This is a genomic window from Acidocella sp. KAb 2-4, assembly GCF_020567705.1.
In the GTDB taxonomy this organism is placed as follows: Bacteria; Pseudomonadota; Alphaproteobacteria; order Acetobacterales; family Acetobacteraceae; genus Acidocella.
On sequence record NZ_JAJDJU010000011.1, the window covers coordinates 36650 to 61573 of the forward strand.

Genomic DNA, 24924 nt, shown 5'->3' on the forward strand with positions numbered 1-24924 from the left:
GAATTATCTCCGTTTTAACATTATTATCCGGCCTGCATATCCTTACTTAACGTCTATTGCCCGCAGAAGAGGCACTTCGCATGTTTCGTTTTTCATCCCAGGAGCGCACCGCGCTGTTCATCGATGGCGCCAATCTCTACGCCGCCACGCGCAGCCTTGGCTTTGATATAGATTATCGCCGCCTGCTCGATTACTTTGCCGGAAAAACAAATCTGCTGCGCGCCTATTATTATTCGGCGCTGCTGGAAACCGAGGAGTACTCCCCGCTGAAGCCGCTCACCGACTGGCTGGCCTATAATGGCTACAGCCTGGTGACCAAGCCGGCCAAGGAATATACCGACGCGATGGGCCGCCGGCGGGTGAAGGGCAATATGGATATCGAGCTGGCGATCGACATGCTGGAACTCGCGCCCTCGATCGAACATGCGGTGCTGTTCTCGGGCGATTCCGATTTCCGCCGGCTGGTCGAGGCGATGCAGCGCAAGGGCGTGCGCGTGTCGGTGGTGTCCAGCATCCGCACCTCGCCGCCGATGATCGCCGACGAGCTGCGCCGGCAGGCTGACCAGTTTGTCGAACTCGCCGAGATCGCGCCGGAATTCACCCGCCGCCAGCAGGATATGCGTCCGCGCAACCGCGAGGATGACGAATCGTGACGCCAGCCGCCGATTGCCAGCTTTGCCCGAGGCTGGTGGCCTATCGCGAGGCCAACCGCGCCGCCATCCCGCATGGCTTCAACGCGCCAGTGCCGAGTTTCGGCCCGCTTTCCGCGCGGCTGCTGGTGGTCGGGCAGGCGCCCGGCGTCAACGGCGCCAACACCACGGGCCGCCCGTTCACCGGCGATGTCGCCGGGCGGCTGCTTTACGCCACGCTGCTGAAAGAGGGTTTCGCCAGCGGCACCTATGCCGAGCGTGCCAATGACGGGCTGGCGCTGCATGATTGCCGGGTGACCAACGCGGTGCGCTGCGCCCCGCCCCAGCACAAGCTGCAAACGCAGGAAATCAATACCTGCCGCCGCTTCCTGGCCGAGGAACTCGCCGCCATGCCGAATCTGCGCGTGTGCCTCGCCATCGGGCGGGAGCCGCATGAGGGCATCTTGCGCGTGCTGGGGCTGAAACCGGCATCCTATAAATTCGCCCACGGCGCGATGCACCAGCTGCCCGGCGGCCTGATGCTGGCCGATTCCTTCCACACCTCGCAATACAACGTGAACACGGGGCGGCTGACCCCGGCGATGTTCGCCGCCGTGGTGGCGGCGATCCGCGCCCGGCTGGGCGGGGCCTGATCAGCGGTTCCTGAGCAGCCGGGCCTTGTCGCGCTGCCAGTCACGCGCGGCGGCGGCTTGGCGCTTATCGGCCTTCTGCTTGCCCTCGGCGATGCCGAGCGTGACCTTGGCCAGACCACGCTGGTTGAAATGAATATCCAGCGGCACCACGGTCTGGCGGTCGCGCGAGATCGCGCCGAAGATCTGGTTGCGCTCCTTTTTCTTCACCAGCAGCTTGCGAATGCCACGGGTCTCGAAGCGCGACAGCACGCCCCCCTGGTATTCCGGGATATACATGTTGAACAGCCACAACTCGCCGTCGCGCTCACCGGCCCAGGCCTCGTTCAGCGTGGCCCGGCCCATGCGCAGCGACTTCACCTCCGGCCCCTTCAGCACGATTCCGGCCTCGACAGTCGAGAGGATTTTGTAGTCGAACCGAGCCTTACGATTCTGCGCGGCCATGCCGTGCGAGATCAGGCCCGATTTTTTCGAATCCTTGCTCAAGAGAGAATGCCGGTTTCCCGCATCGCCGCGCGGATGCGCTCGGCGCTCTCCTCCGAGACCGGGGCGAGCGGCAGGCGCACCGTGTTGGTGCCGAAGCCCAGCAGCGAGGCCGCGTATTTCACCGGTCCCGGATTGCTCTCGCAGAACATCGCGTCATGCAGCGGCAGCAGGCGCATCTGGATCTCCAGCGCGGCCTGGGTGTCGCCGCGCGCCCAAGCCTCATGCAGCGAGGCGCAAAGCCTCGGCGCGACATTGGCGGTGACCGAGATGCAGCCATGCCCGCCGCTGGCCAGGTAGCCGAGCAGCGTGTGATCCTCGCCCGAGAGCTGGATGAAATCCGGCCCGCAGGCGCGCAGCGTGTGCAGCGGGCGGCTCAGGTTGGCGGTGGCATCCTTCACCCCGATAATGTTCTTGATCTCGGCCAGACGCGCCATCGTCTCCACGGTCATGTCGATCACCGAACGGCCGGGGATGTTGTAGATGATCAGCGGAATGCTGATCGACTCGGCGATCGCCTTGAAGTGGCGGTACAGCCCTTCCTGCGTCGGCTTGTTGTAATAAGGGGTGACGACCAGCACGCCCTGGGCGCCGGCCTTCTGCGCGTGCTGGGCAAGGCCGATGGCTTCGGCGGTGGCGTTGGAGCCCGCCCCGGCCAGCACCGGCACGCGGCCCCTGGCCCCGGCCACGGCCAGCTCGACCACACGTTTATGCTCGTCATGGCTCAGCGTCGGCGACTCGCCGGTGGTGCCCACCGGCACCAGCCCAGTGGTGCCTTCGGCGATCTGCCAGTCGATCAGGCGGGCATAGGCATCCTCGTCGATGCGCCCGTCCGCGTGCATGGGGGTGACCAGAGCGGTCAGCGAGCCGTGAAACATTGCAAATTTTCTCCTGCTGGCTCCCCACGTAATCCGCGCACCGCCATGCTGCAAGCGGTTTGGCCCGCATGTGCCACGCTGCTAGAGTGTGGCGCATGAAGTTCCTGGCCGCCTTGCCGCTGATGTTGCTGCCCGCCTTTGCCTGCGCGCAGACCGCCGCCACCCCGCAGATCATGACCGATGTGCAGGCGGGTGATTTCACCGATGCCACCGCCCTGGCCGCGCAGACGGGCGATCCGCTGATGAGCAAGCTGGTCACCTTCTTCCGCCTCATCGCCCAGGGGGGCGGCACGGCGGATGAGATCAACCAGTTCATCGCCGCGAATCCGGACTGGCCGGAGCAGCGCCTACTGGCCCTGCGCGCCGCCCAGGCGGCGGGGCTGCCAGCGCAGGCGGCGGAGCCAGCGCCAGATTTTCTGACCCAGGTGGAGGCGCTGCACGATGCCGGGCAGGACATCCAGGCCGCGCGGCTATGGACCACCCAGGGCCAAGCCGCCTTCGCCGCCGCCGACAGCACGCAGCGGCTGTTGTTCTGGCCCGATCAGAGCCGCCTCGCCCGCGCCTTGCTGGCCGCGGGTGACGCGCGCGACGCCTATGCCGTGGCCGCCGCGGTCAGCCCGCCCACCTCCGGCGCCGTTGATCAGGTTCTCGACCAAGACTTCCTGGCCGGGTTCATCGCCCTGCGCTTCCTGCACCAGCCGGAGCAAGCCGCGCCCTGGTTCCGTGCCCTGGCGGCGGCCTCGCCCGCCGTGATCACCCAGGCCCGCGCGTATTACTGGCTCGCCCGCACCGAGACTGGCCCCCAGGCCGCCGCCGATTACGCCCGCGCCGCCGCCTACCCCAGCACCTTCTACGGCCAGCTCGCCAATTTCGCCCTCGGCGGCTCGGCGCAGGACATGGCGGCGCGCATCCTCGGCGCCCAGGAACCTGACTTCTCAGCCGGAGACGCGCTCAGCTTCGGCCTTATGGAACTGCCTCGCGCGGCGGTGCTGCTGGTGCAGATGAACGACACGCGCGACGCCGTGATGTTCCTCAACCGGCTCGGCCAGGTGGCCGATGACGACAAGACCCGCGTGATGGCCGCCCGCCTCGCCCTGGGGTTAGGGCTGCCACAATCGGCGGTGTCCATCGCCCGCAGCGCCGGCATTGCCGGGCAGACCCTGCTGCACGACGGCTGGCCCACCCCCTTCACCCCGCAAGGCGCGCTGGAACCGGCGGTCGCGGATGGCATCATGCGGCAGGAAAGCAGCTTCGATCCCAACATCGTCTCTGGCGCCGGGGCGGTGGGGCTGATGCAACTGCTGCCCGGCACGGCCAGACTCACCGCCCGGCACGATGGCCTCCCGATGGGCAATCTGTTCGACCCATCAACCAATATAACGCTCGGCAGCGCCTATCTGGCGCATGAAGTGGATAATTTCGGCAATTGCCTGCCGCTCGCCATCGCCGCCTATAATGCCGGGCCGACCAATGTCGCGCGCTGGTTGAAGCAGTATGGCGACCCGGAGCTGGGCAGTAACGCGGGCGGGGCGGATATTCTGGACTGGATCGAGCAAATCCCCTTCAGCGAAACCCGCAATTACGTCCAGCGCGTGCTGGAGAACATCACCATCTACCGCGCCCTGCTGACTGGCGCGGCCCCCTCGCCCCTCGATCCCTGGCAGACATCATGAAACTCTGGACCCTCATCTCAAGCGGCCTCGGTGCCGGATATGCCCCCAAGGCGCCGGGCACGTTTGGCTCGCTGGTGGGGCTGGCGCTGGGCTGCGCGCTGCTCTCGCTCGGACATCTGCCGCTGCTGGCGGGCATCGTTATCGCCACCGCGCTTGGGCTTTACGCCGTCGGCAAGCTGCCCGAGGCCAATGCCGACCCGAAATGGGTGGTGATCGACGAGATCGCGGGTCAGATGATCCCGCTGCTGGCGCTCACCGGCGTCAGCCTGCGCGGCGTGGCCGTGGCCTTCGTGTTGTTCCGCCTGTTCGACATCCTAAAGCCCGGCCCCGTCGCCTGGGCTGATCAGCGCGCCGATGAATACGGGATCATGGGCGACGACATCATCGCCGGGTTGATGGCCTGGCTGGTGATCCTCGCTCTGCATCTGGTGTCGCTGCTGTGAGCGCGGCGGCGCTGGTCGCGCTCTATCGCCGCAAGGGGCTGCGCATGGCCACGGCGGAGAGCTGCACCGGCGGGCTGGTGGCTGCGGCCATCACAGCCATCCCCGGCGCCTCCGCGGTGTTCACCCATGGCTTCGTGACCTATGCCAACGAGGCCAAGACAGAGCTTCTCGGCGTGCCGGCGGAGCTGCTGGCCGCGGTTGGCGCGGTGTCGGAGCCGGTGGCGCTGGCGATGGCGCGCGGCGCGCGGGCGCGATCGGGCGCCGATGTCGCGGTTTCCATCACCGGCATTGCCGGGCCGGATGGCGGCAGCGCCGAGAAGCCGGTCGGCACGGTCTGGTTCGGACTTGCGGGCCCGCGCGGCGAGCGCACATACCACCACATCTTCCAGGGCGGCCGCGACGCCGTGCGCGCGCAAAGCGCCGCCTTCGCCCTTGGCCTGCTGGAGCAAGAAGGAGAGCCGCTATGAGCAAAAATCTCGCCATTTGGGAAAAGGCCAAGCGCGAAGGCCGCAAGATGACGATGATCACGGCCTATGACTACCCCTTCGCGCGGCTGGCCGAGGCGGCGGGGATGGACGCTGTGCTGGTTGGCGATTCGCTGGGAATGATGATCGCGGGCGACGCCGACACGCTGCGCGTGAGCCTGGAGCAGACCGAGTATCATGTCAGCATCGTCGCCAAGGCGGTGACCCGGGCGCTGGTCATGGCCGATCTGCCCTTCGGCAGCTTCGAGGAATCGCCCGCCCAGGCTTTCGCCTCTTCGGCCCGGCTGCTCAAGGCCGGGGCTGATATGGTGAAGCTGGAAGGCGGTGCGCCGATGGTGGAGACCGTTGCCTTCCTCTCGCGCCGGGCGATCCCGGTCTGCGCGCATATCGGCCTGACGCCACAGCATGTGCGACAGCTTGGCGGCTTCAAGCGCCAAGGCAAAACGCCGGACGCCGCCGCCAAGCTGATTGAAGACGCCCACGCCCTGACCGAGGCCGGGGCGCGCATGGTGCTGATGGAGGCCATCCCCGCGGAGCTCGCCGCCGAGATCACCCGCCAGCTCACGGTGCCGACCATCGGCATCGGCGCCGGGCCGGGCACCGATGGCCAGGTGCTAGTGATGCATGACGTGTTGGGGCTGAACCCCGACCGCGCCCCGGGCTTCGCCAAGCGCTATCTCGATGGCGCCGATCTGGTGCGGACCGCCCTCGCCCAATATGCCGAGGAGGTGCGCGGCGGCAGCTTCCCGCCCGCGGGCTAGCCCTACGCCGATTCGCCGCCCAATTCGCCCAGCCGGCTGGCCATGTAACGCTCGACGCCGATCCGGGCGATGACGTCGTTCTGCGTCTCGAGAAAGTCGATATGGCCCTCCTCGCTGGAGAGCAGCGTCTCGAACAGGTCGCGGGTGACGAAATCCTTGACCGCGTTGGCGTGGAACGCGGCTTCGACATAGAGGCTGCGGGCTTCCATCTCGGCGCGCAGATCGTTGCCGATGATCTCGCCCACATCGCTGCCGATATGCAGCTTGCCCAGCGTCTGCATGCTGGGGCTGCCTTCGAGGAACAGGATGCGGGCGATGATGATATCCGCGTGGCGCATTTCCTCGATCGACTCAGCGCGCCATTTATCGGCCAGTTTCTTGATGCCCCAATTATCCAGCAGCCGATAATGCAGCCAATACTGGTTCACGGCCGTCAACTCGTGCTTCAGGGCTTCGTTGAGATAGCCTACGACTTTTGCATCCCCTTTCATCTCGCCGCATCTCCTATGGGCTTTGATGGGAGGCCGCGCCCGCCTGGCTTGGCGGGCGCAGCGGAAAGTCAGGCCGGCACCGCGCCGGAGGGTAGGTCAGGCGCCTTGGGTGTCGCGGTCGGCACCGAGCTGCGGCGCCCGTCGGCGGCGGGTTCGTCCACCACCTTGCGCACGATCTTCTCGCCACGCAGCACCATCTGGATCTCGTCACCCGAGAGCGTCTCATATTCCAGCAGCCCTTTGGCCAGGGCTTCCAGGTCATCGCGCCGCTCGGTGAGGATGCGCTTGGCCTCGGCATAGGCGTGGTCGACGAAGGCGCGCACCTCGTTGTCGATCTCGCGCGAGGTCGCCTCCGAGACGTTCTTGTTCTGCGTCACCGAATGACCCAGGAACACCTCCTGCCCATTATCGCCATAAGCGACCATGCCGAGTTTCTCGGACATGCCCCACTCGGTGATCATGCGCCGGGCGGTGTCGGTGGCCATCTTGATGTCGCCCGAAGCGCCGTTGGAGACCTTGTCGGGCCCGAACACCAGCTCCTCGGCCGCGCGCCCGCCCATCGCCATGATCAGCTGTTGCAGCAGCTTGAGCTTGCTCACCGAGTAGCGGTCGCCCTCGGGCAGGCTCATCACCATGCCCAGCGCCCGCCCGCGCGGAATGATCGTGGCCTTATGAACCGGGTCGCATTCCGGCAGCGAGATCGAGCAGATCGCATGCCCGCCCTCGTGATAGGCGGTCATCGTCTTCTCGGCGTCGGACATCACCAACGAGCGCCGCTCCGCGCCCATCAGCACCTTGTCCTTCGCGGCCTCGAACTCGGCCATGGCGACCACGCGCTTGCCGATGCGCGCGGCGAGCAGCGCCGCCTCGTTCACCAGATTGGCGAGATCGGCGCCCGAGAAGCCCGGCGTGCCGCGGGCGATGGTCTTGGGGTCGACATCCGAGGCCAGCGGCACCTTGCGCATATGCACGCGCAAGATCTTCTCACGCCCGACCACGTCCGGATTCGGCACCACCACCTGGCGGTCGAAGCGGCCGGGGCGCAGCAGCGCCGGGTCCAGCACATCCGGCCGGTTGGTCGCGGCGATCAGGATCACGCCCTCATTGGACTCGAACCCATCCATCTCCACCAGCATCTGGTTCAGCGTCTGCTCGCGCTCATCATTGCCGCCGCCCAGGCCCGCGCCGCGATGGCGGCCCACGGCGTCGATCTCGTCGATGAAGATGATGCAGGGCGCGTTCTTCTTGCCCTGCTCGAACATGTCGCGCACGCGGCTGGCGCCAACGCCGACGAACATCTCGACGAAATCGGAGCCGGAGATGGTGAAGAATGGCACGTTCGCCTCACCCGCGATGGCGCGGGCCAACAGCGTCTTACCCGTGCCGGGCGGGCCGACGAGCAGGCACCCCTTGGGGATCTTGCCGCCCAGGCGCTGGAATTTCTGCGGGTCGCGCAGGAACTCGACGATCTCCTGCAGCTCGCCCTTGGCTTCGTCGATGCCCGCGACATCCTCAAACGTCACGCGCCCCTGCTTCTCGGTGAGCAGCCGGGCGCGGGATTTGCCAAAGCCCATGGCCCGGCCGCCGCCGCCCTGCATCTGGCGCATGAAGAAAATCCACGCCCCGATCATCACCAGGATCGGCAGCCAGGAGATCAGCATCCGCACATACGGGTTGCCGGAATCCTCGGGCTTGGCGGTCACATTCACGCCCGCCGAGACCAGCTTGGACACCAAATTCGGATCTTGCGGCGCATAAGTCTCGAAGCTGTTGCCGTCCTTGGTCGTGCCGGTAATGTCCTGGCCCGTGATGGTGACCTTCGCCACCTGGGCATTGTTCACCTCGTCCAGGAAGCTGGAATAAGCGATCTGCGAGGTGTTGGGCGATTCGTTGGAGGGCTGCAACACATTGAACAGCACCACGAGAATCAGGGCGACGACCACCCAAAGCGCGATATTTCGACCCAGATTGTTCATCTAGACTAGTCCATTCTTCCTTGCTTACGCGGCCACGCGGCCAAAGCGGCGCCGTTCATTGCCGCTAGATATGCATTCTGCACCGTTTTCCCATATGTGCAAAAATAAAATGCCCTCATGCAGCGAATGGATAAGCCGTAACCGGCAGTTGTGGCGAAAACCAGACCGGGGCGGGAAACAGAATGTGACCGCCGCCGCCGCGCAGGGCAGGCATGGCGCGCAACACGAGGCTCGGCAGGCCACGATAGCCGCGGAACATCGCCGCCTCCGCCCCCAGCGCGCCCAATCTCATGCCCGGCGCGGCGTCGCGCAGGATGAAGCGGCCATCCCAGCGCGCACCGGGCCCGGCCGCCACGGGCGGGGCGCAGGCGGCGGCTTCGCGCGCCAGCAGCCAGCCGGGGCCGAGCCGCCCTGCCGGGGCGATGCGCACCCCGCCCAGCGTGGCCGGGCGCAGCCGCGCCGCCAGCGTCGCCAAATTGGCCTGGCGCGGCGGATAGAGCGCGCCGCCAAGGCTGCGGATCAGCGCCGCCAGCGCGGCGGGCGGCGCTGCGGCGGCATCCAGCACGGCGAACCCCTCGGGCCGCAGCAGCGCATGGCGGGCCAGGAAGGCCGCCGCCGCCTGCTCACGCGCTACCCGCGCCGCAGGATCCGCCGGGGCCTGCCCCAGCCCGGCTTGGCGGATGCGTACGCGCTCGAATTTTTCCGCCTGGTTGGACGGGTCCTCGACCCACGCCATCCCCTGCCGGCGCAGATAATCGCGCAATTCGGCGGGGCGGATGCCCAGCAGCGGACGCAATAGCAGGACCTGCTCGCGCGCGCTCCAGGCGCTCATGCCCTCGAGCCCGCCCTGCCCGCGCGCCGCGCGCATCGCCACGGTCTCCTCCTGGTCGGCGGCGTGATGTCCGAGCAGCAAATGCAGATACCCGGCATCAAACGCCGCTCGCGCCAGCGCGGCGTAACGCGCCTCGCGCGCCGCGCGTTGCAGCCCCGCGCCGCGCGGCAAGCCCGCGAGGGTGAGAATTTTGCAGGCGATCCCGCGCGCGCTCAGGCGGCTCGCGGTGAGCGCTGCCTCGGCCGCCGACTCGGCCCGCAGCCCATGATCGACGATCAGCGCCAGCAGGCGCCCGCCCTGGACGGCGCAGAATTCCTGGGTCAGCAGCGCCAGGGCGGTGCTGTCGGCGCCGCCCGACACCGCCACCGCCAAGCGCGGCGCCGCGCCAAACGGCCCCAGCCGCGCCAGCGCCGCGTTGAACGCCGCCCTTACTGGCAACCGGCGTGTTTGCTGAGCGCGTCGATGCGCGGCTTCATCCCCGCCGGCGGGGTGGGGAAATTGCTGTTGAGCGAGGCCAGCGTGTCACAGGCCGCCTCGTTCTGGCCAATCGAGGAGAGCGAGCTGGCGAGACCGAACAGCGATTGCGGCGCGTAGCTGCCGTTGCGGTTCATGTTGTAGGTGTTGTCGAAGGCGATCGCCGCGTCCTGCGGCTTGCCTTGCGCCGCCAGAGATTGCGCGACCAGATATTGCGCGCGGTAAGCCTCGGGCGCCTGCTTGTTCTGCGTTACGATACCCTGGGCGAGGCTTTGCGCGGCGGCGTAATTCTTGCTCGCATAGGCCTGTTCCGCCGCCTTTAGCGCGTCGCGCGGGGAGGACGGCGCGGCCGCGGGCGGGGTTGCCGGCGCGGCGGGGGCGCTCAGCGTCTGCGGGCCACCCGCTTGCGGCGCGGTGGTGGCCCCAGCCGCGCCCCCGGCGCCGCCCATCTGGAATTTGAGGTCGCCGATTTCCTTCTCGGTGGCGTCGTGCTGGGTGTTCACCTGGTTCTGCAACTGGTCCACCCGACCGCTCAGATCCTGCACCTGCTGCTGCAATTGCTGAACCTGGTTGAGCAGATTGGCCACCAGCCCCTGGCTGGAGCCGCCGTTGCCGCCACCACCGCCGCTATAGGCGGGCGGCGGCGGGGCCGCGTTGCCGCCCAGCGCGGAGCTGCCATTACCGCCGCCGCTCGACTGCAACTGCTGCACCTGCGCCTGCAACTGGTCGATCTCATTTTGCAGGGCAATGCCTTCCTGGCTCTGAATCATGGGCTGGGCCAGCGCCGGCGCGAGCGGCGCCAGCGCGGCGAGAGTGGCAAGGGCGAGAAGTTTATGGCGCATGGATATTCCACCAATGAAGAGCAATTTGCCCCGGTATAACCGCTACCCCCCAAAAACAAAACCGGCGGCCCCCATATGGGCACCGCCGGCGGTAATTTTCACGCGCTCCGGCTTACGCCGGAAGGCGGCTGAAGATTACTTGCAGTTCTGCGGGTTGAAGCCAACCACGGAGGTGATGGCGTTACGGTTCTGCTGGTAGGAAGCCTCGTCGTTACCAGCGGCAACCGGGCAGTCCTTACCATAGGAGATGGTCTGGATGCGGGAAGCGGCCACGCCCTGGGCGACCAGGTCGTCGCGGGCATGGTCGGCACGGCGCTTGGCCAGAGCCAGGTTGTAGGTCTCGGTGCCGCGCTCGTCGGCGTTACCCGCCACCAGCACGTTCACGGAGGGGTACTTCTGCAGCCAAGCGGCCTGCTTGCCCAGCGTGGCCTGGGCATCGCTGCTCAGGTTGGACTTGTCGAACGCGAAGAACACGCGATCGCCAACGTTGGCGACCAGGTCCTGCTCGCTGCCGGGAGCCGGCCCAGTAGCCTCGGCGCCAGTGCCGCCGGTCGCGGCAGTGTTGGCGTTATTGGAGGAGCAGGCTGCCAGCAGGGCGAGGCCGGCGAAAGCGCCCAGAGCTTTGAGTTTCATGAGATTAACCTATCCCTGTCCGAAGAGGAAATACGAGCGATTTAGTCGAGTGATGAGGCCGCGCAGCCGGTTTGGTTGCGCTCACCGCATCGGCCATACTCTTCTCCGGCGCCAAGGGTCAAGCGGGATGATCATGCATTTTCAACGTGTTCATGCGCTTTTCCTGCAAAGCCGAATTTTCTGGTAGGCTGTTGAGATTATGTAACACCTTACGAAGCTGTAGGGGGGCGCTACTGCGCCGCCAAGGCCGCGCCCAGGCGCTTGACATTTGCCCCGCGCCGCTGTCTGCCCTGAGCGCGGAAACTGGGATGAATGCAGATGTTAGGCGATGATTTGAAGAGTTTGCTGGATGGCGCGCTGCGCGAGATCGGCACCGCCGACGCCGAGGGACTCGAGGCCCTGCGCGTCTCCCTGCTGGGCAAAAACGGCTCCGTGACAACTCTGTTAAAATCGCTCGGCGGCATGGATCCCGAGGCCCGGAAGGCCGCCGGCACCCAGATTAACCTGCTGAAAACGCAGATCACCGACGCGATTTCCGCGCGCCGCGCGACGCTCGACGAAGCCGCCCTGGCCGCCAGACTCGCCGCCGAACGCATCGACGTGACGCAGCCCCCGCGCCCGGAGCCGCAAGGCGCGATCCACCCGCTCAGCCGCACGACCGAGGAGATCGCCGCGATTTTCGGCGCCATGGGCTTCGCCATCAAGGACGGGCCGGATATCGAGAGCGACTGGAACAATTTCTCCGCCCTCAACATCCCCGCGCATCACCCGGCGCGGGCGATGATGGACACGTTTTACCTAACCGCCCAGCCGAACGAACGCCCGGCCGTGCTGCGCACCCATACCTCGCCGGTGCAGATCCGCACGATGCTGAACGAGCGCCCGCCGATCCGCATCATCGTGCCCGGCCGCACCTTCCGCGCCGATCATGACGCCACACACAGCCCGATGTTCCACCAATGCGAGGGGCTGGTGATCGAGGAGGGCATCACGCTTGCCCATCTCAAGGGCTGTCTGTCGGACTTCCTATCGGCTTTCTTCGGTGTGCCGAACCTGCCGGTGCGCCTGCGCGCCTCTTATTTCCCCTTCACCGAGCCCTCGATGGAGGTGGATATCGGCTGGAGCCGGAAGACCGGCGAGATCGGCGGCGGCACGGATTGGCTGGAGATCGGCGGCTCCGGCATGGTGCACCCCAACGTGCTCGCCAATTGCGGCATCGACCCGCGCAAATATCAGGGCTTCGCCTTTGGCGTCGGGCTGGAGCGCATCACCATGCTCAAGCACGGCATCAATGATCTGCGCTTGTTTTATGAAAGCGATGTGCGCTGGCTGCGCCATTACGGTTTCTCTCCGCTCACCCCCGCCAGCCTGCATGAGGGGATTTAAGGCATGAAATTTTCTCTTTCCTGGTTGAAGACCTGGCTCGATACCGACGCCTCTCTCGACGAGATCACCACCGCGCTTTCGGCCATCGGGCTGGAGGTGGAAGGGGTGGAGAACAAGGCGGAGACGCTGAAACCCTTCGTGATCGCCGAGATCGTGGAGGCCGTGCCGCACCCGAACGCCGACAAGCTGCGCGTCTGCCGCGTGAATGCGGGCGGGGATGAGCGCAGCATCGTCTGCGGCGCGCCGAATGCCCGCACCGGACTGAAAGTGGTGATGGCCCCGCCGGGCGCCTATGTGCCGGGCAGCGGCATCACCATCAAGGTGGGCGAGATCCGCGGCCAGAAATCCGAGGGCATGCTGACCAGCTACCGCGAGCTGGGGCTGGAGGGCGATGCCGACGGCATTATCGAACTTCCCGCCGACGCCCCGGTGGGCGCGCATTTCGCGCAATGGGCCGGGCTGGATGAGCCGGTGATCGAGATCGCCATCACCCCCAACCGGGGCGACGCGCTGGCCGTGCGCGGCATCGCGCGCGACCTCGCCGCCGCCGGGCTGGGGCGGCTGAAACCATTCACCGCGCCCGCGATCCAGGCCGAGGGCGCCTCCGCCATCGTCTGGAAAAACGAGTTCCCCGAGGCCTGTCCCTGGGTCCTGGGCCGCACCGTGCGCGGCGTGAAAAACGGCCCCAGCCCCGCTTGGCTGCAGCAACGGCTGGAATCCATCGGGTTGCGCCCGATCAACACCCTGGTCGATATCACCAATTTCTTCACCTACGACCTTGGCCGACCTCTGCATGTATTTGATATTAAAAAACTTTCTAGCAACACCCTGACCCTGCGGCGCGGCCAGGAGGGCGATGTGTTCCCCGGCCTGCACGGCAAGGAGATCCGCCCCGGCGCCGAGGATTGCGTGATCGCCGACGCCGCGGGGGCGCAATCCCTCGCCGGGATCACCGGCGGCGAGGGCACGGGCTGCGACGATGCCACCACCGAGGTGTTCATCGAATGCGCGCTGTTCGACCGCGTGAAGATCGCGCAGACCGGCCAGCGCAGCGGCATCTTCTCCGATGCCCGCCAGCGCTTCGAGCGCGGTATCGACAGCCAAGCCCTGCCTGAGTTCCTCGACGCCGCCACCGCGATGGTGCTGCAACTCTGCGGCGGCACCGCCAGCGGCGTGACCGAGGCGGGCGCGCGGCCGGAATGGACCCGCGAGGCCAGGCTGCGCTTTGAGCGCATCCGCAGCTTCGGCGGCTCGGAGATCACGGCCAGCGAGGCGGTGTCGTCGCTGGAGCGGCTGGGCTTCGCCGTGCAGGCGCAGGACGAGCATTCCGTGACCGTGGCGGTGCCGAGCTGGCGCAACGACGTGGCGCAGCCCCAGGCGCTGGACCAGGCGCCCGACCTGCCCGGCGCGCAAGCCGCGGCCGAGGGCGCGGCCGAGATCGAGCCGGAGGTGGATCTGATCGAGGAGGTGCTGCGCCTGAAAGGGCTGGACGCCATCCCCGCCCTCTCCCTGCCCAACGCGGCGGTTGTCCCCGCGCCCATCCTCACTGCCAAACAGGCGCGCACGGCGCTGGCTCGGCGCGTATTGGCGGCGCGCGGGATGCTGGATTGCGTGACATTCTCCTTCACCGACGACGCCGCCTGCGCGCTGTTTGGCGATACGCCGGAGAGCCTGCGTCTGGCCAACCCGATCGCGGCTGACCTGAACCAGATGCGCCCCACCCCGCTGGTCACGCTCTGCCAAGCCGGGGCGCGCAATGTGGCGCGCGGCTTTGGCGCGTTCGGGCTGTTCGAGATCGGCCCAGCCTATGCCGCCGACCGCTCCCAGGCCCTGGTGGCGGCCGGGCTGCGCGTGGGCGAGACCCCGCTCTCAGCCCTCGCCCCCGCCCGGCGCTATGACGCGCTGGACGCCAAGGCCGACGCCCTGGCCGTGCTGGCCGCGCTCGGCGTGCCGCTGGACGCGGTGACCACCAGCGCGGGCGGGCCGGATTATTACCACCCCGGCCAGTCGGGCGCGCTGATGCAGGGGCCGAAGACCGTGCTGGCCCGCTTCGGCACGCTGCACCCCAGCCTGTGCGCCAAGCTCGACCTGCCGCTGGGCAGCGTGGCGTTCGAGATTTTGCTCGACGCCATTCCCGAGCCGAAGAAGCGCAAGAAAGCCGCCCCCGCCCTGCCGCCCTTCCAGCCGCTGCGGCGCGACTTCGCCTTCCTGGTGCCCGAGACCACCCCGGCCGAGACCGTGCTGCGCGCCGCCAAGGGCGCCGAGCGCAACCTCATCTCCGGTGTGGCGCTGTTCGACCGCTACCAGGGCAAGGGCGTGCCGGAGGGCATGGTGTCGCTGGCGATCGCGGTGACGCTGCAACCGGCGGAGAAGAGCCTGACCGATGCCGAGATTGAGGCCGTCTGCGCCAAAATCGTGGCCGAGGTGGGCAAGAAGGCGGGTGGCACGCTGCGCGGTTAACCCCGCGCGCCCCGCAACGCGAACACACGCAGCGCCGAGGCCAAGGGCTGGCCCTCGGCGCGCGCGGCATCCAGCCGGGTGACCAGGCCCGAGAGCGCCACGCCCTCGCGCCCGGCGATCTCTTCCAACACCGCCCAGAACTCCGGCTCCAGCGCCACCGAGGTGCGATGGCCGGAGAGCGCGAAACTACGTTTCTCCAGCATTTTCGCCGGCGTCTTCCTCAAGCACATAGAGCATCGCGGGCAGGAACACGAAGGTCGCGATCAGCACCGCCAGCAGGCTGAGCAGCAGCAATTCGCCCATGCTGGCCGTGCCGCGGTCGCCCGAGAAGGCGAGCGAGCCAAACGCCGTGCCGGTAGTGAGCGCCGAGAACAGGACCGCATGCGCGGTGGAGGAGTTCAGGAACCGGCGTATTCCGGCGCGGAAATTCATCACGAAATACACGTTGAACGACACGCCCACGCCCTGCAGCAGCGGCAGCGCGATGATGTTGGCGTAGTTGATGTGCAGCCCCGCGACCCAGGCGAAGAGCGCGGTGAGCAGCGCCGAGAGCGCCAGCGTGGCCAGCACCAGCGCGGTGTCACGGATATTGCGGAAGACGACGATCAGGATGAAGGCGATCGCGGCGAAGGCCAGCAGCGCGGCGGTGCGGAAGGCGCCAAGGATCGTCGCCGCCGTGGCCATGGTCGAGATCGCCGGACCGCCCGCGTTGGGGGCGATGGCCTGCACGGCCTTGACGAAGCGTTTGAGCCCCTTGGTCGTCTGCGCCGCCGCCGAGGGCAGCGCCTCCACCCGCACGCGCCCATCGGGCAGAAACCAGTCGCGGGCGATCTCGGGCGGCAGGGTCCGCTCCGTGATCGGTTGCGCGCTCAGGCTCTGGCCAAGGCGCGTCAGCTCCAGCGGCAGGAAACGGGTCAGCGCCGCGTTCATCGCCATCACCCGCGCATCGCTGGCGCCCTGAAGCTCGCCCAGCGCCGCGGCGATGCCGAGCAGCGGCGAGTCCTTGGGCAGCTTGGCGGCCACACCCATGATTGCATCATGCGTTTTGGCGGCGGCGGCGCGGATGTCATCGGCGGTGACCGCCTGGGGCGGGCTGGCGGCGGCGAGCAGCGTGGGCGCCAGGATCGTCTGAGCCTGGGCCAGCATGGCCAGTTTCGCGTCCTGGTCCTCGGGCACGAAGGTGCCGCCCGAGAGTACCTGCGCCACCTCGGGCAGCGCCCCCAGCCTCTTCGCCAGCGCCCGCGCCGCGTCGAGATTCGGGGCCAGCGCGTCGGCGTAGAACGGGTTGGTCGCCGGGTCGGCCAGCAGGCGGTGAATGGTCCGCATGCTCTCGGTGTTCGGGTCCTTGGTGTCGAGCGGGTTGGCGTCGAAGCCAACCAGGGGAATCGCGAAGCCGCCCGCCAGCCCGGCCAGCAGGCACAGCGCCACCACCACGCGCCGGCGCTGGAGGAGAATTTGGTCCATCACCGCGCCGCCGGGCAGCCAGACCGAGGCCGGCTCGGCAGGCGGACGCAGCAGGCGCAGCAAGGCCGGCAAGAAGGTGATGGTGCAGAAGAAGGCGATGAACATGCCCGCCCCGGCGATCTCGCCCAGCTCCGCCACCCCAACGAAATCGGTGGGCGCAAAGGCGAAGAAGCCGCAGGCCGTGGCCGCCGCGGCGAGCGCGATCTGCGCCCCGGCCTGGCGCGCGGTCTCGGGCACGGCGATGTCCGGGTCCGGCGTGTTGTGCCGGATGTCACGCAGGCGCACGCAGTATTGGATGCCGAAATCCACCGCGAGGCCGATGAACAAGATGGCGAAGGCCACCGAGATCAGGTTCATCACCCGCACGAACACGGCGGCGAAGCTGATGGTGAGTACCAGCCCGAGCAGCAGGGTGAGCAGCACCGGCACGATCAGCTTCCATTGCCGCAGGGCGAGGTAGAGCCATAACGTGATCAGCGCCACCGAGATGATACCGCCCAGCAGCATACCCTTCGTGAGCGAGGCGAATTGCTCATCCGAGAGCGGGATCTGCCCCGTGTAATCCACCGTCGCGCGCCCGGCTTTCACGTCCGGCAGGCTAGAGGCGATCTTGACCAGCGCCGCGGTGGCCACGCCGCCCGGCTGCAGGCTGCCCTGGTCGAGCCGGGGATGCGCGAGCACAAACTCGGCGTCACTCTGGGCGGGCGTGCCATGCATGATAAGCGCCTGCCAGGAGAGCGGGACGGGCTGCCCGGCGGCGGCGGCTTGCAGGTTGCGCTCCACCCCGGCCAAGGCGCCATTATAGGGCGAGATATCGGTACCCGCCTGCACGCCCTGGGCGATCAGCCCCAGCCCGGTGAACAGGCCGCGCGCCGACGGATCAGCCGCCAGCTGGCCCAGAAAGGGCTGCGCCGAAACGATGGCGCCAAGCAGCGAGGCGAGATCAGGCGTGGGCAGCAGCAGCAAGCCCTCGCGAGCGAAGAAATCAGAGCCGCCAGGATAGCTCGAATCGATGAAATTCGTCTTGTCGGCGTTGAGCGCCGCGTTCAGCGCGGCGGCGGTCTCGGTCGCCTCCTCCGGCGTCTTGGCCCGCACCACGGCCACGATCAGCTTGTCGAATTGCGGGAAGTTCTTGGCCTCCTCGATATCGGCCTGCCGCCAGGGCAGCGACCGCGCGAAGAGATTATCGGTGTCGGTGTCGAGGCCCAGATGCGTGGCGCTATACCACCCGCCCAGCCCGGCCAGCAGCAGATAGCCCAGCACCACCAGCAGGGCATGGCGTCTGACCGCACTCACGGTGGCGACGATCAATTGCAAAACCGGCTTCTCCCTTTACGCCACTCGAGATGGGGGCTGGCGGCTAAAACGCCATGCCCGAGAGTACCAGCCGCCCATAGACATCGGCCAGCACCATCTGCAGCGCCTGCAGAAGCAGGATCGCGACCAGGGGCGAGATGTCGATATTGCCAAAGTAGGGCAGGATGCGACGAATCGGCCGCAGCACCGGCTCGGTCAGGCGGTTGAGGAAATCCGCCACGGTGTAGACGATCTGGTTGCGCGGATTCGCCACGCCGAAAGCGATCAGCATGCTCATCACCGCGGCGGCGATGATGGCGAGGATCATCAGATGGATGAGTTCACCCGCCAGCCAGAAAATCGCGGAAATCATGGTTTACCTCAAAAAAATGCGCGCCGCCCGTAAGTACCGGCGGAACATGGCGCTGGCAATGTTGACTTCTGGTTCGAGATGCGTCACATCGCGCCCCCACACGGACCATGAACCGGTGTTCACGGCCGGGGCTGTAGCTCAGTTGGTAGAGCGCGTCGTTCGCAATGACGAGGTCAGGGGTTCGATTCCCCTCAGCTCCACCAGGTCCCCTTCCCTCTAAAATCGCGGCGGTTTGTTTGGCGGCGGGTGATCTCCACTTGCGGCGCGAGCGCCATGGCGCGCAGAACAAAGCCGCCAAAGTCGAATTCACGGAACGCCCCATGTCAGACCCCACCAGAGACGCCGCCTTCGCCCTGTTGCAGGCCGTGCTCACGCGCCACACGCCGCTGGACGCCGCGCTCGACGCCCTGCCCGCCATCGAGCCGCGCGACCGCGCCGCCGCGCACCGCCTGGCCGCCTGCGTGCTGCGCCATGCCGGCACGCTGGATGAGGTGCTCTCCCCCTTTCTGCGCCGCGAGCCGCCGCCCGCCGTGCGCAATATGCTGCGCCTGGGCGCGGCGGCGTTCCTGTTTCTGGAGACCCCGCCGCACGCCGCCGTGGGCACCGCCGTGGCGCTGGCGCGCAGCCACAAGCTGGAGCCCTTCGCCGGGCTGATCAACGCGGTGCTGCGCAAGGTGGTGGCGCAAGGCCCGGCTGTGCTGGACGAGCTGGACATGCCGCGCCTGGACACCCCGGCCTGGGCCTGGGCCGCCTGGGGCAAGGAGGCGCGGGTAATCGCCGGGGCGCACGCGCATGAGGCGCCGCTCGATGTCTCGGCCCTGCCCGGCTTCACGCCCGAGGGCGGCGAGGCGCTGCCCACCGGTTCCTACCGCTTCCCGGTCGGCACGCCGGTCATGACGCTTCCCGGCTTCGCGGAGGGCAAAATCTGGGTGCAGGACGCCGCCGCCACCCTGCCCGCGCGGCTGCTCGCCCCCCGCCCCGGCGAGCGCGTGCTCGACCTCTGTGCCGCGCCCGGCGGCAAGACGGCGCAACTCGCCGCGCTGGGCGCGCGCGTTACCGCCGTGGAGCGCGACAAGAGCCGCATGGCGACGTTGAAGGGCAATCTCAGCCGCCTGAACCTCGCCGCCGAAACGGTGCTCGCCGACGCCACCAGATGGCGCCCGGAGGAACAATTCCCCGCCATCCTGCTCGACGCCCCGTGCAGCGCCACCGGCACCGTGCGCCGCCACCCGGAGCTGCTGCATCTGCGCAAGCCCATGGATTTCGCGACCGTGACCGCGCTACAGGACAAGCTGCTCGACGCCGCCGCCGAGATGCTCGCCCCCGGCGGGCGGCTGATCTACGCCGTGTGCTCGCTGCAACCCGAGGAAGGCGCGGCACGCGTCGACGCCGCCTGCGCCCGCCTCGGCCTGCGCCGCGCCGCGCTCACCCTGCCGGAGCTGCCCGAGGCTGTCACGCCCGAGGGCGATGTGCGCACACATCCCGGTCTATGGCCCGAAAAAGGCGGTATGGACGGGTTTTTCATCGCCCGGCTGATCAAGCCCTTCCCGCAGGGCGACAACGAATCGGTTGAATACGCCTCACCGCCCTGCATGCTGGGCGAACTGAGCGAGGATTTCCGTTAGTCCGGCTGCGCTTGTGGTCAACCCCCGGGCGAAGCTACAACACAAGGCATGAATAACGCCGCGAATCGTCCGCTCATCGCCCCGTCCCTGCTGGCCGCCGATTTCGCCCGGCTGGGCGAGGAAACCCGCGCCGTCGAACAGGCCGGGGCCGACTGGCTGCATCTCGACGTGATGGACGGGCATTTCGTGCCCAACATCACCTTCGGCCCGCTGGTGGTGAAGGCCCTGCGCGCGCATACCAGCCTGCCGATGGACGTGCATCTGATGATCGCCCCGGCGGATCCGTATATCGCCGCCTTCGCCGAAGCGGGGGCGGACAACATCTCCGTGCACCCCGAATCCGGGCCGCATCTGCACCGCACGCTGCAACTCATCCGTTCGCTCGGCAAAAAGGCCGGCGTGGTGCTCAACCCGGCGACGCCGGTGCAAGCGGTGGAGAATGTGCTCGACCTCACCGACATCATCATGGTGATGACGGTGAACCCGGGCTTTGGCGGGCAGGCCTTCCTGGAGTCGCAACTCACCAAGATCACCCGGCTGCGCGAGATGATCGACGATAGCGGGCGCGACATCATCCTGCAGATCGATGGCGGCATCACGCCCAAGACCGCGCCGCTAGTGCTTCGGGCCGGGGCGGATTGCCTGATCGCCGGCACCGCCGTTTATGGCGCGCCGGATTACGCCGGCGCCATCACCGCCTTGCGCGCCGCCGGAAGCCGCGTGACCCCAACTCAGCTGGCCAGCGGCGGATGAGCCAAGGCGGAAAGCGCCCTAGCGGCAGTTTGGGGCGGCAGGCGCGCGGCCTGCTCTCGCGGCTGCAAAACCTGCGCACCACCCACGCGCCGGACGCCCCGGCGCTGAGTCTGCGCGACCCCTGGCCCGGCGATCCGCGCCGTGGCGCGCGGCTGGTGAAGGCGGAGGTGGAATTCGGCGGCGCCGTGCTGGCCATGCCGCCGGAGATTTTCGCCGCCGCCAACGCCACGGTGCTGATGCGCGCGCATCTGCACGGCTTCACCTGGCTACGCGACCTGCGCGCCCTCGGCACCGACGCCGCCCGCTCGCGCGCCCGCGCCCTGGTCTCCGATTTCATGGATACCTACCCGCTCGACCCGCAGGGCAACGCGCCGGATGCGATCGGCGCGCGCCTCGCCGCCTGGCTCGGGCATTACGATTTCTTCGCCGCCTCGGCCGATGACGATTTCCGCCAGCGGCTGATGCACCGGCTAGTGCAGGATGCGCGCAGCCTCTCGGCCATGCTGCCGCCGGAAGTGCTGGACCAGCGGGCGCTGACCGCGCTCAAGGGGCTGGCCGCCGCCGCCATCGCCATGCCCGAGCACGCGCCCTATCTGCCGCGCGTGCTGAAATTCCTCGGCCCCGAGCTGGCGCGGCAATTCTTCGCCGATGGCTGCCATGCCGAGCGCAGCCCGGCCGCGCATCTGGCCGCGTTGCAGGACCTCACGGAGCTGCGCGCATTGCTGCAGGTGGCCAATGTGCCGCCCCCGGCGGAGCTGCTCGGCGCCATTGAGCGCGCCGCAGCGGCCATGCGCAGCCTGCGCCACGGTGATGGCGGGCTGACGCTGTTTAACGGCGCCAAGGAGGAATTGCCGAGCCTCATCGACCTGGTCTTGGCCCAGGCCGGGCGGGCGCGCGGGGCGCTGGCGCCGCTCTCCGCCTGCGGGCTATACCGCATCGCCGCCGCCAAGGCGCTGCTGTTCATCGATGCCGGGCCGCCCGCCGCGCCGGGGCTGGACCGTTTCGCCCATGCCGGCACGCTGGGGTTTGAATTCTCTTACGGCAAGGAGCGGATCATCGTGAATTGCGGCGCCGCCCCGGCCCTGGCCGGCGAATGGCAGGCGGCGCTGCGCGGCACGGCGGCACATTCCACCCTGACCATCGCCGATGTCTCCTCGGCCGAGCTACGCGAGACCGGGCTGGGCCGCCGCCCCGCGCATGTGCATGCGGTACGGCAGGATTTCGGCGGGGTGCATTGCATCGAGGCCAATCACGACGGCTGGGGCAAGCTGTTCGGCGCCATCCATCACCGCCGCCTGGTGCTGGCCGAAACCGGCGACGAGCTGCTGGGCGAGGATCTGATCGAGGCGAAGGCGGCGCAGCCCTTCACCATCCGCTTCCACCTGCATCCCAGCGTCACCGCCAGCCTGCAACAGGATAACGAGGCCGTACTGCTGCGCACGCCGAGCGGGCTGGGGCTGCGCCTGCGGGCCGAGGGTGTGCCGATCCGCATCGAGGAAAGCGTGTATTTCGGCCAGGCCGAGCCGCGCCGGGCGGAGCAGATCGTGCTCGCCGGGCATCAGGACGGGCCGCAGCACGTCAAATGGAGTCTCACGAGGGTTTGAGATGCGCGTATTGCTGACCGGCGGCGCCGGCTATATCGGCTCGCACACCGCCGCCGCCCTGGCCGCGCGCGGGCATGAGGTGGTGATCCTCGACAATTTCGCCAATGCCGAGCGCGATGTACCCGCCCGGCTGGAACGCCTCACCGGCCAGAACATGCCCGTCATCGAGGCCGATATCCGCGACAGCGCGGCGGTGACGGCGGCGCTGCGCGCGCACCCGGTGGAGGCGGTGATCCATTTCGCCGCGCTGAAGGCGGTGGGGGAGTCCGAGGCCGACCCGCTGCTGTATTACGACATGAACATCATCGGCACGATCCGCCTGTTGCAGGCCATGCAGGAATGCGGCGTGGAGCGCATCGTGTTTTCCTCCTCGGCCACCGTATACGGGCAGCCCGAGTCCTCGCCCATCTCCGAGGACGCGCCGACGCGGGTGGAGAACATCTATGGCCGCACCAAGCTGGTGATGGAGGATCTGATCCGCGACCTCGCCCGCACCGGCAAGCTCACGGGCGCGGCCAATCTGCGCTATTTCAACCCGGTCGGCGCGCATCCCAGCGCCATGATCGGCGAGACCCCGCGCGGCGTGCCCAACAACCTGATGCCCTATGTGACACAGGTGGCCACCGGCCAGCGCCCGCATCTCAACGTGTTCGGCAATGATTACGACACCCCCGACGGCACCGGCGTGCGTGACTATATCCATGTGGTGGATCTCGCCGAGGCCCATGCCCTGGCGCTGGAGCATATCTGCGCGCAGGATGTCTCGGTCACGGTCAATCTCGGCACGGGCGACGGCATTTCGGTGCTGCAACTGGTCCACGCTTTCGAGCGCGCCACCAGGCGCGCGATCCCGCTCGTCTTCGCCCCGCGCCGCCCCGGCGATGTCGCCAGCTACTACGCCAACCCGGCACTGGCCGCGCGGCTCTTTGGCTGGCAGGCGAAGCTGAATGTCGAGGATATGTGCCGCGACGCGTGGCGCTGGCAGGCCAGGCGCGACGGCATCAACGACCTCTGAATGCGCGCTCCTCGCACCCTCGTCTTCGTGCTGATGGAGGATTGGTTCTTCGCCTCGCATTTCTGGGCGCGGGGGCTGGCCGCACGGGCAGCGGGCTGGCGCGTGGTGCTGGTGGCGCGCGAGAGCGAGGCGGCGCGGCGGATCGAGGCCTCGGGCATCGAATTTCATCCCGCCGATTTCGACCGCCGCCGCCTCAACCCGTTCAAGGAACTCGCCGCGTCTTGGCAGCTCGCCCGGCTCTACCGGCGGCTCAAGCCGGACCTCACGCATCACGTCGCGCTCAAGCCGATCATCCTCGGCGGGCTGGCGGCGCGGCTGGCGGGGGTGAAAAGCATCGTCAACGCGCCGATCGGGCTGGGCTTCGTGTTCTCCTCGCGCCGCCTGCTGGCCCGCGCGCTGCGCCCGGCGGTGCGGCTCGCCCTGCGCGCCACGCTGGCGCCGCCGCGCGGTGTGGTGATCTTCGAGAACCCCGATGACCGTGAGGCGCTGGTCGGCACGAGGTTGGTGGCGGCGGATAAAACGCTGGTCATCCCCGGCGCCGGAGTGGATACGGATCACTTCGCCCCCACCCCCGAGCCCTCCGGCCCGGTACGGGTGGTGCTGGCGGCGCGCATGATCCGCGAAAAGGGGGTGGCCGATTTCGTGGCGGCGGCGCGGGCGCTACGCGGGCGGGCGCAATTCCTGCTGGCCGGGGCGCCGGATGCGGGCAACCCGGACAGCCACACCGAGGCCGAACTGCGCGGCTGGGCGGAAGAGGGGATCGTGACCTGGCTCGGCCCGGTGGCCGACATGCCCGCCCTGCTCGCCGGCGCGCATATATTCTGCCTGCCCTCGACCTATCGCGAGGGCCTGCCCAAGGCGGTGCTGGAAGCGATGGCCGCCGGCCGCCCGGTGGCGGCCACCGATATTCCCGGTTGCCGCGAGGCGGTGGTGGATGGCGAGACCGGCTTTCTGGTTCCGCCACGCGATCCGCTGGCCCTGGCCGCCGCGCTGGCCCGGCTGATCGACGACCCGGCCCTGCGCGCGCGGCTGGGCGCGGCCGGACGGCGGCGGGTGGAGGAAAATTATTCCGACGCCCGCATCTGCGCCGCCACGCTGAAGGTGTATGAAACCCTGGTTCCCGCACGGAGTGCCGCATGAAAACCCTCCTCTCCACCCTGGCCGCCGCGATCGCCCTGGCACTGATCTTGTTCGTGCTGTTTGTGTTCGGCCCGTTCAGCGGTCGCCATGGCGACCAGATCGGCGCGGTGAGCACGAATTTCCGCCTGCTCGGCCCCAATGACAAAGTGCTGGTGCAGCGTTTCGACGACCCGAAAGTGGCGAATGTCTCCTGCTACGCGTCCTTCGCGCAGACGGGCGGCGTGGCGGGCGGTGTCGGCGTGGCCGAGGATCCGAGCCAGTTCGCGCTCAACTGCGTGGCGCATGGGCCGGTGAGCCTGCCCGCCGATCTGCCTGAGCAGGAGGAAATGGGCGCGATCTCCGCCTCGCTACTGTTCAAGCACTTCATCATCACCCGCATGGTCGACCGCCAGACCAACACGCTCGTTTATGTGCTCATCAGCACGCGGGTGCTGCACGGCTCGCCGGCCAATGCCGTCTCCGCCGTGCCGGCGGGCAATTAAGCCTCGCCCAAGGCCAGGCGCCGATGGTTGTGGCAAGGCGCGCGCCAGCGAAACTCTCCGTTTCGTAACCGCCGCC

At 68.0% G+C, this 24924-nt stretch carries 24 protein-coding genes and 1 tRNA gene; 15 read left to right on the forward strand and 10 right to left on the reverse strand.

Going from position 1 to position 24924, the window contains the following annotated elements; all coding sequences use genetic code 11:
• Positions 1-80: 80 nt before the first annotated feature.
• A complete protein-coding gene (locus LI953_RS08995; RefSeq protein WP_227075738.1) occupies positions 81-653 on the forward strand; it encodes an NYN domain-containing protein in 573 nt (190 codons plus the stop codon).
• The gene (locus LI953_RS09000; protein ID WP_227075739.1) at positions 650-1282 is read left to right on the forward strand and encodes a uracil-DNA glycosylase; all 633 of its coding nucleotides are present in this window, start codon (positions 650-652) and stop codon (positions 1280-1282) included. Before LI953_RS08995 ends, LI953_RS09000 begins: the two co-directional genes overlap by 4 nt.
• On the opposite strand, the gene smpB is transcribed toward LI953_RS09000, so the two are convergent.
• Both smpB and dapA read right to left on the reverse strand, forming a co-directional pair.
• Positions 1283-1723, reverse strand: coding sequence for an SsrA-binding protein SmpB (smpB, locus tag LI953_RS09005; protein ID WP_227075804.1), 441 nt, complete (start codon positions 1721-1723; stop codon positions 1283-1285).
• Between the two features lie 38 nt (positions 1724-1761).
• On the reverse strand, positions 1762-2640 hold the full coding sequence (dapA, locus tag LI953_RS09010) for a 4-hydroxy-tetrahydrodipicolinate synthase (protein WP_227075740.1): 879 nt from the start codon (positions 2638-2640) through the stop codon (positions 1762-1764).
• 95 nt (positions 2641-2735) lie between these two features.
• Between dapA and LI953_RS09015 the strand changes: the two genes are divergently transcribed.
• The 4 genes from LI953_RS09015 to panB are packed head-to-tail and all read left to right on the forward strand — an operon-like array spanning position 2736 to position 6002.
• Positions 2736-4313 (forward strand): lytic transglycosylase domain-containing protein, encoded by a 1578-nt coding sequence (locus LI953_RS09015; protein ID WP_227075741.1) that lies wholly within the window; start codon positions 2736-2738, stop codon positions 4311-4313.
• A complete protein-coding gene (locus tag LI953_RS09020) occupies positions 4310-4756 on the forward strand; it encodes a phosphatidylglycerophosphatase A (protein ID WP_227075742.1) in 447 nt (148 codons plus the stop codon). The genes LI953_RS09015 and LI953_RS09020 overlap by 4 nt, the downstream gene beginning before the upstream one ends.
• Positions 4753-5223 (forward strand): CinA family protein, encoded by a 471-nt coding sequence (locus LI953_RS09025; protein WP_227075743.1) that lies wholly within the window; start codon positions 4753-4755, stop codon positions 5221-5223. Before LI953_RS09020 ends, LI953_RS09025 begins: the two co-directional genes overlap by 4 nt.
• Complete coding sequence (panB, locus tag LI953_RS09030; protein ID WP_227075744.1) at positions 5220-6002, forward strand: 3-methyl-2-oxobutanoate hydroxymethyltransferase; 783 nt, start codon at positions 5220-5222, stop codon at positions 6000-6002. Before LI953_RS09025 ends, panB begins: the two co-directional genes overlap by 4 nt.
• A 2-nt stretch (positions 6003-6004) precedes the next feature.
• Here the strand turns inward: panB and bfr are convergent, their stop codons facing one another.
• From bfr to LI953_RS09055, 5 genes are all read right to left on the reverse strand, one after another.
• The gene (gene bfr / locus LI953_RS09035; RefSeq protein ID WP_227075745.1) at positions 6005-6493 is read right to left on the reverse strand and encodes a bacterioferritin; all 489 of its coding nucleotides are present in this window, start codon (positions 6491-6493) and stop codon (positions 6005-6007) included.
• A 68-nt stretch (positions 6494-6561) separates the two neighbouring features.
• Positions 6562-8469 carry an ATP-dependent zinc metalloprotease FtsH gene (gene ftsH / locus LI953_RS09040; RefSeq protein ID WP_227075746.1) on the reverse strand — a complete coding sequence of 636 codons (1908 nt, stop codon included), beginning with the start codon at positions 8467-8469 and terminating at the stop codon, positions 6562-6564.
• 115 nt (positions 8470-8584) lie between these two features.
• Complete coding sequence (gene tilS, locus LI953_RS09045; RefSeq protein ID WP_227075747.1) at positions 8585-9739, reverse strand: tRNA lysidine(34) synthetase TilS; 1155 nt, start codon at positions 9737-9739, stop codon at positions 8585-8587.
• Complete coding sequence (locus LI953_RS09050; RefSeq protein WP_227075748.1) at positions 9730-10617, reverse strand: tol-pal system YbgF family protein; 888 nt, start codon at positions 10615-10617, stop codon at positions 9730-9732. Before LI953_RS09050 ends, tilS begins: the two co-directional genes overlap by 10 nt.
• Before the next feature lie 135 nt (positions 10618-10752).
• On the reverse strand, positions 10753-11250 hold the full coding sequence (locus LI953_RS09055; RefSeq protein WP_227075749.1) for an OmpA family protein: 498 nt from the start codon (positions 11248-11250) through the stop codon (positions 10753-10755).
• Positions 11251-11568: 318 nt separating this feature from the next.
• Between LI953_RS09055 and pheS the strand changes: the two genes are divergently transcribed.
• Entirely contained in the window at positions 11569-12636 is a 1068-nt protein-coding gene (gene pheS / locus LI953_RS09060) for a phenylalanine--tRNA ligase subunit alpha (RefSeq protein ID WP_227075805.1), read from the forward strand.
• A gap of 3 nt (positions 12637-12639) precedes the next feature.
• Entirely contained in the window at positions 12640-15096 is a 2457-nt protein-coding gene (gene pheT / locus LI953_RS09065; RefSeq protein WP_227075750.1) for a phenylalanine--tRNA ligase subunit beta, read from the forward strand.
• On the opposite strand, the gene LI953_RS09070 is transcribed toward pheT, so the two are convergent.
• The 3 genes from LI953_RS09070 to LI953_RS09080 form a co-directional block, all read right to left on the reverse strand.
• Positions 15093-15299 carry a ribbon-helix-helix domain-containing protein gene (locus tag LI953_RS09070; protein WP_227075751.1) on the reverse strand — a complete coding sequence of 69 codons (207 nt, stop codon included), beginning with the start codon at positions 15297-15299 and terminating at the stop codon, positions 15093-15095. The genes pheT and LI953_RS09070 overlap by 4 nt on opposite strands.
• Entirely contained in the window at positions 15283-17856 is a 2574-nt protein-coding gene (locus LI953_RS09075) for an MMPL family transporter (protein WP_227075752.1), read from the reverse strand. The genes LI953_RS09070 and LI953_RS09075 overlap by 17 nt, the downstream gene beginning before the upstream one ends.
• A 64-nt stretch (positions 17857-17920) precedes the next feature.
• Entirely contained in the window at positions 17921-18229 is a 309-nt protein-coding gene (locus LI953_RS09080) for a YggT family protein (protein WP_227075753.1), read from the reverse strand.
• A 127-nt stretch (positions 18230-18356) separates the two neighbouring features.
• Between LI953_RS09080 and LI953_RS09085 the strand changes: the two genes are divergently transcribed.
• The 7 genes from LI953_RS09085 to LI953_RS09115 all read left to right on the forward strand — a co-directional run bounded on the left by LI953_RS09085 (position 18357) and on the right by LI953_RS09115 (position 24848).
• Positions 18357-18432: transfer RNA gene (locus LI953_RS09085), tRNA-Ala, on the forward strand.
• 117 nt (positions 18433-18549) lie between these two features.
• Positions 18550-19854 (forward strand): transcription antitermination factor NusB, encoded by a 1305-nt coding sequence (locus tag LI953_RS09090; protein WP_227075754.1) that lies wholly within the window; start codon positions 18550-18552, stop codon positions 19852-19854.
• A gap of 48 nt (positions 19855-19902) precedes the next feature.
• Entirely contained in the window at positions 19903-20607 is a 705-nt protein-coding gene (gene rpe, locus LI953_RS09095) for a ribulose-phosphate 3-epimerase (protein ID WP_227075755.1), read from the forward strand.
• Positions 20604-22211 carry a heparinase II/III family protein gene (locus LI953_RS09100; protein WP_227075756.1) on the forward strand — a complete coding sequence of 536 codons (1608 nt, stop codon included), beginning with the start codon at positions 20604-20606 and terminating at the stop codon, positions 22209-22211. The genes rpe and LI953_RS09100 overlap by 4 nt, the downstream gene beginning before the upstream one ends.
• A 1-nt stretch (position 22212) precedes the next feature.
• On the forward strand, positions 22213-23226 hold the full coding sequence (galE, locus tag LI953_RS09105) for a UDP-glucose 4-epimerase GalE (RefSeq protein WP_227075757.1): 1014 nt from the start codon (positions 22213-22215) through the stop codon (positions 23224-23226).
• The gene (locus LI953_RS09110; protein ID WP_227075758.1) at positions 23227-24366 is read left to right on the forward strand and encodes a glycosyltransferase family 4 protein; all 1140 of its coding nucleotides are present in this window, start codon (positions 23227-23229) and stop codon (positions 24364-24366) included.
• The gene (locus LI953_RS09115; RefSeq protein ID WP_227075759.1) at positions 24363-24848 is read left to right on the forward strand and encodes a CreA family protein; all 486 of its coding nucleotides are present in this window, start codon (positions 24363-24365) and stop codon (positions 24846-24848) included. Before LI953_RS09110 ends, LI953_RS09115 begins: the two co-directional genes overlap by 4 nt.
• Positions 24849-24924 lie beyond the last annotated feature (76 nt).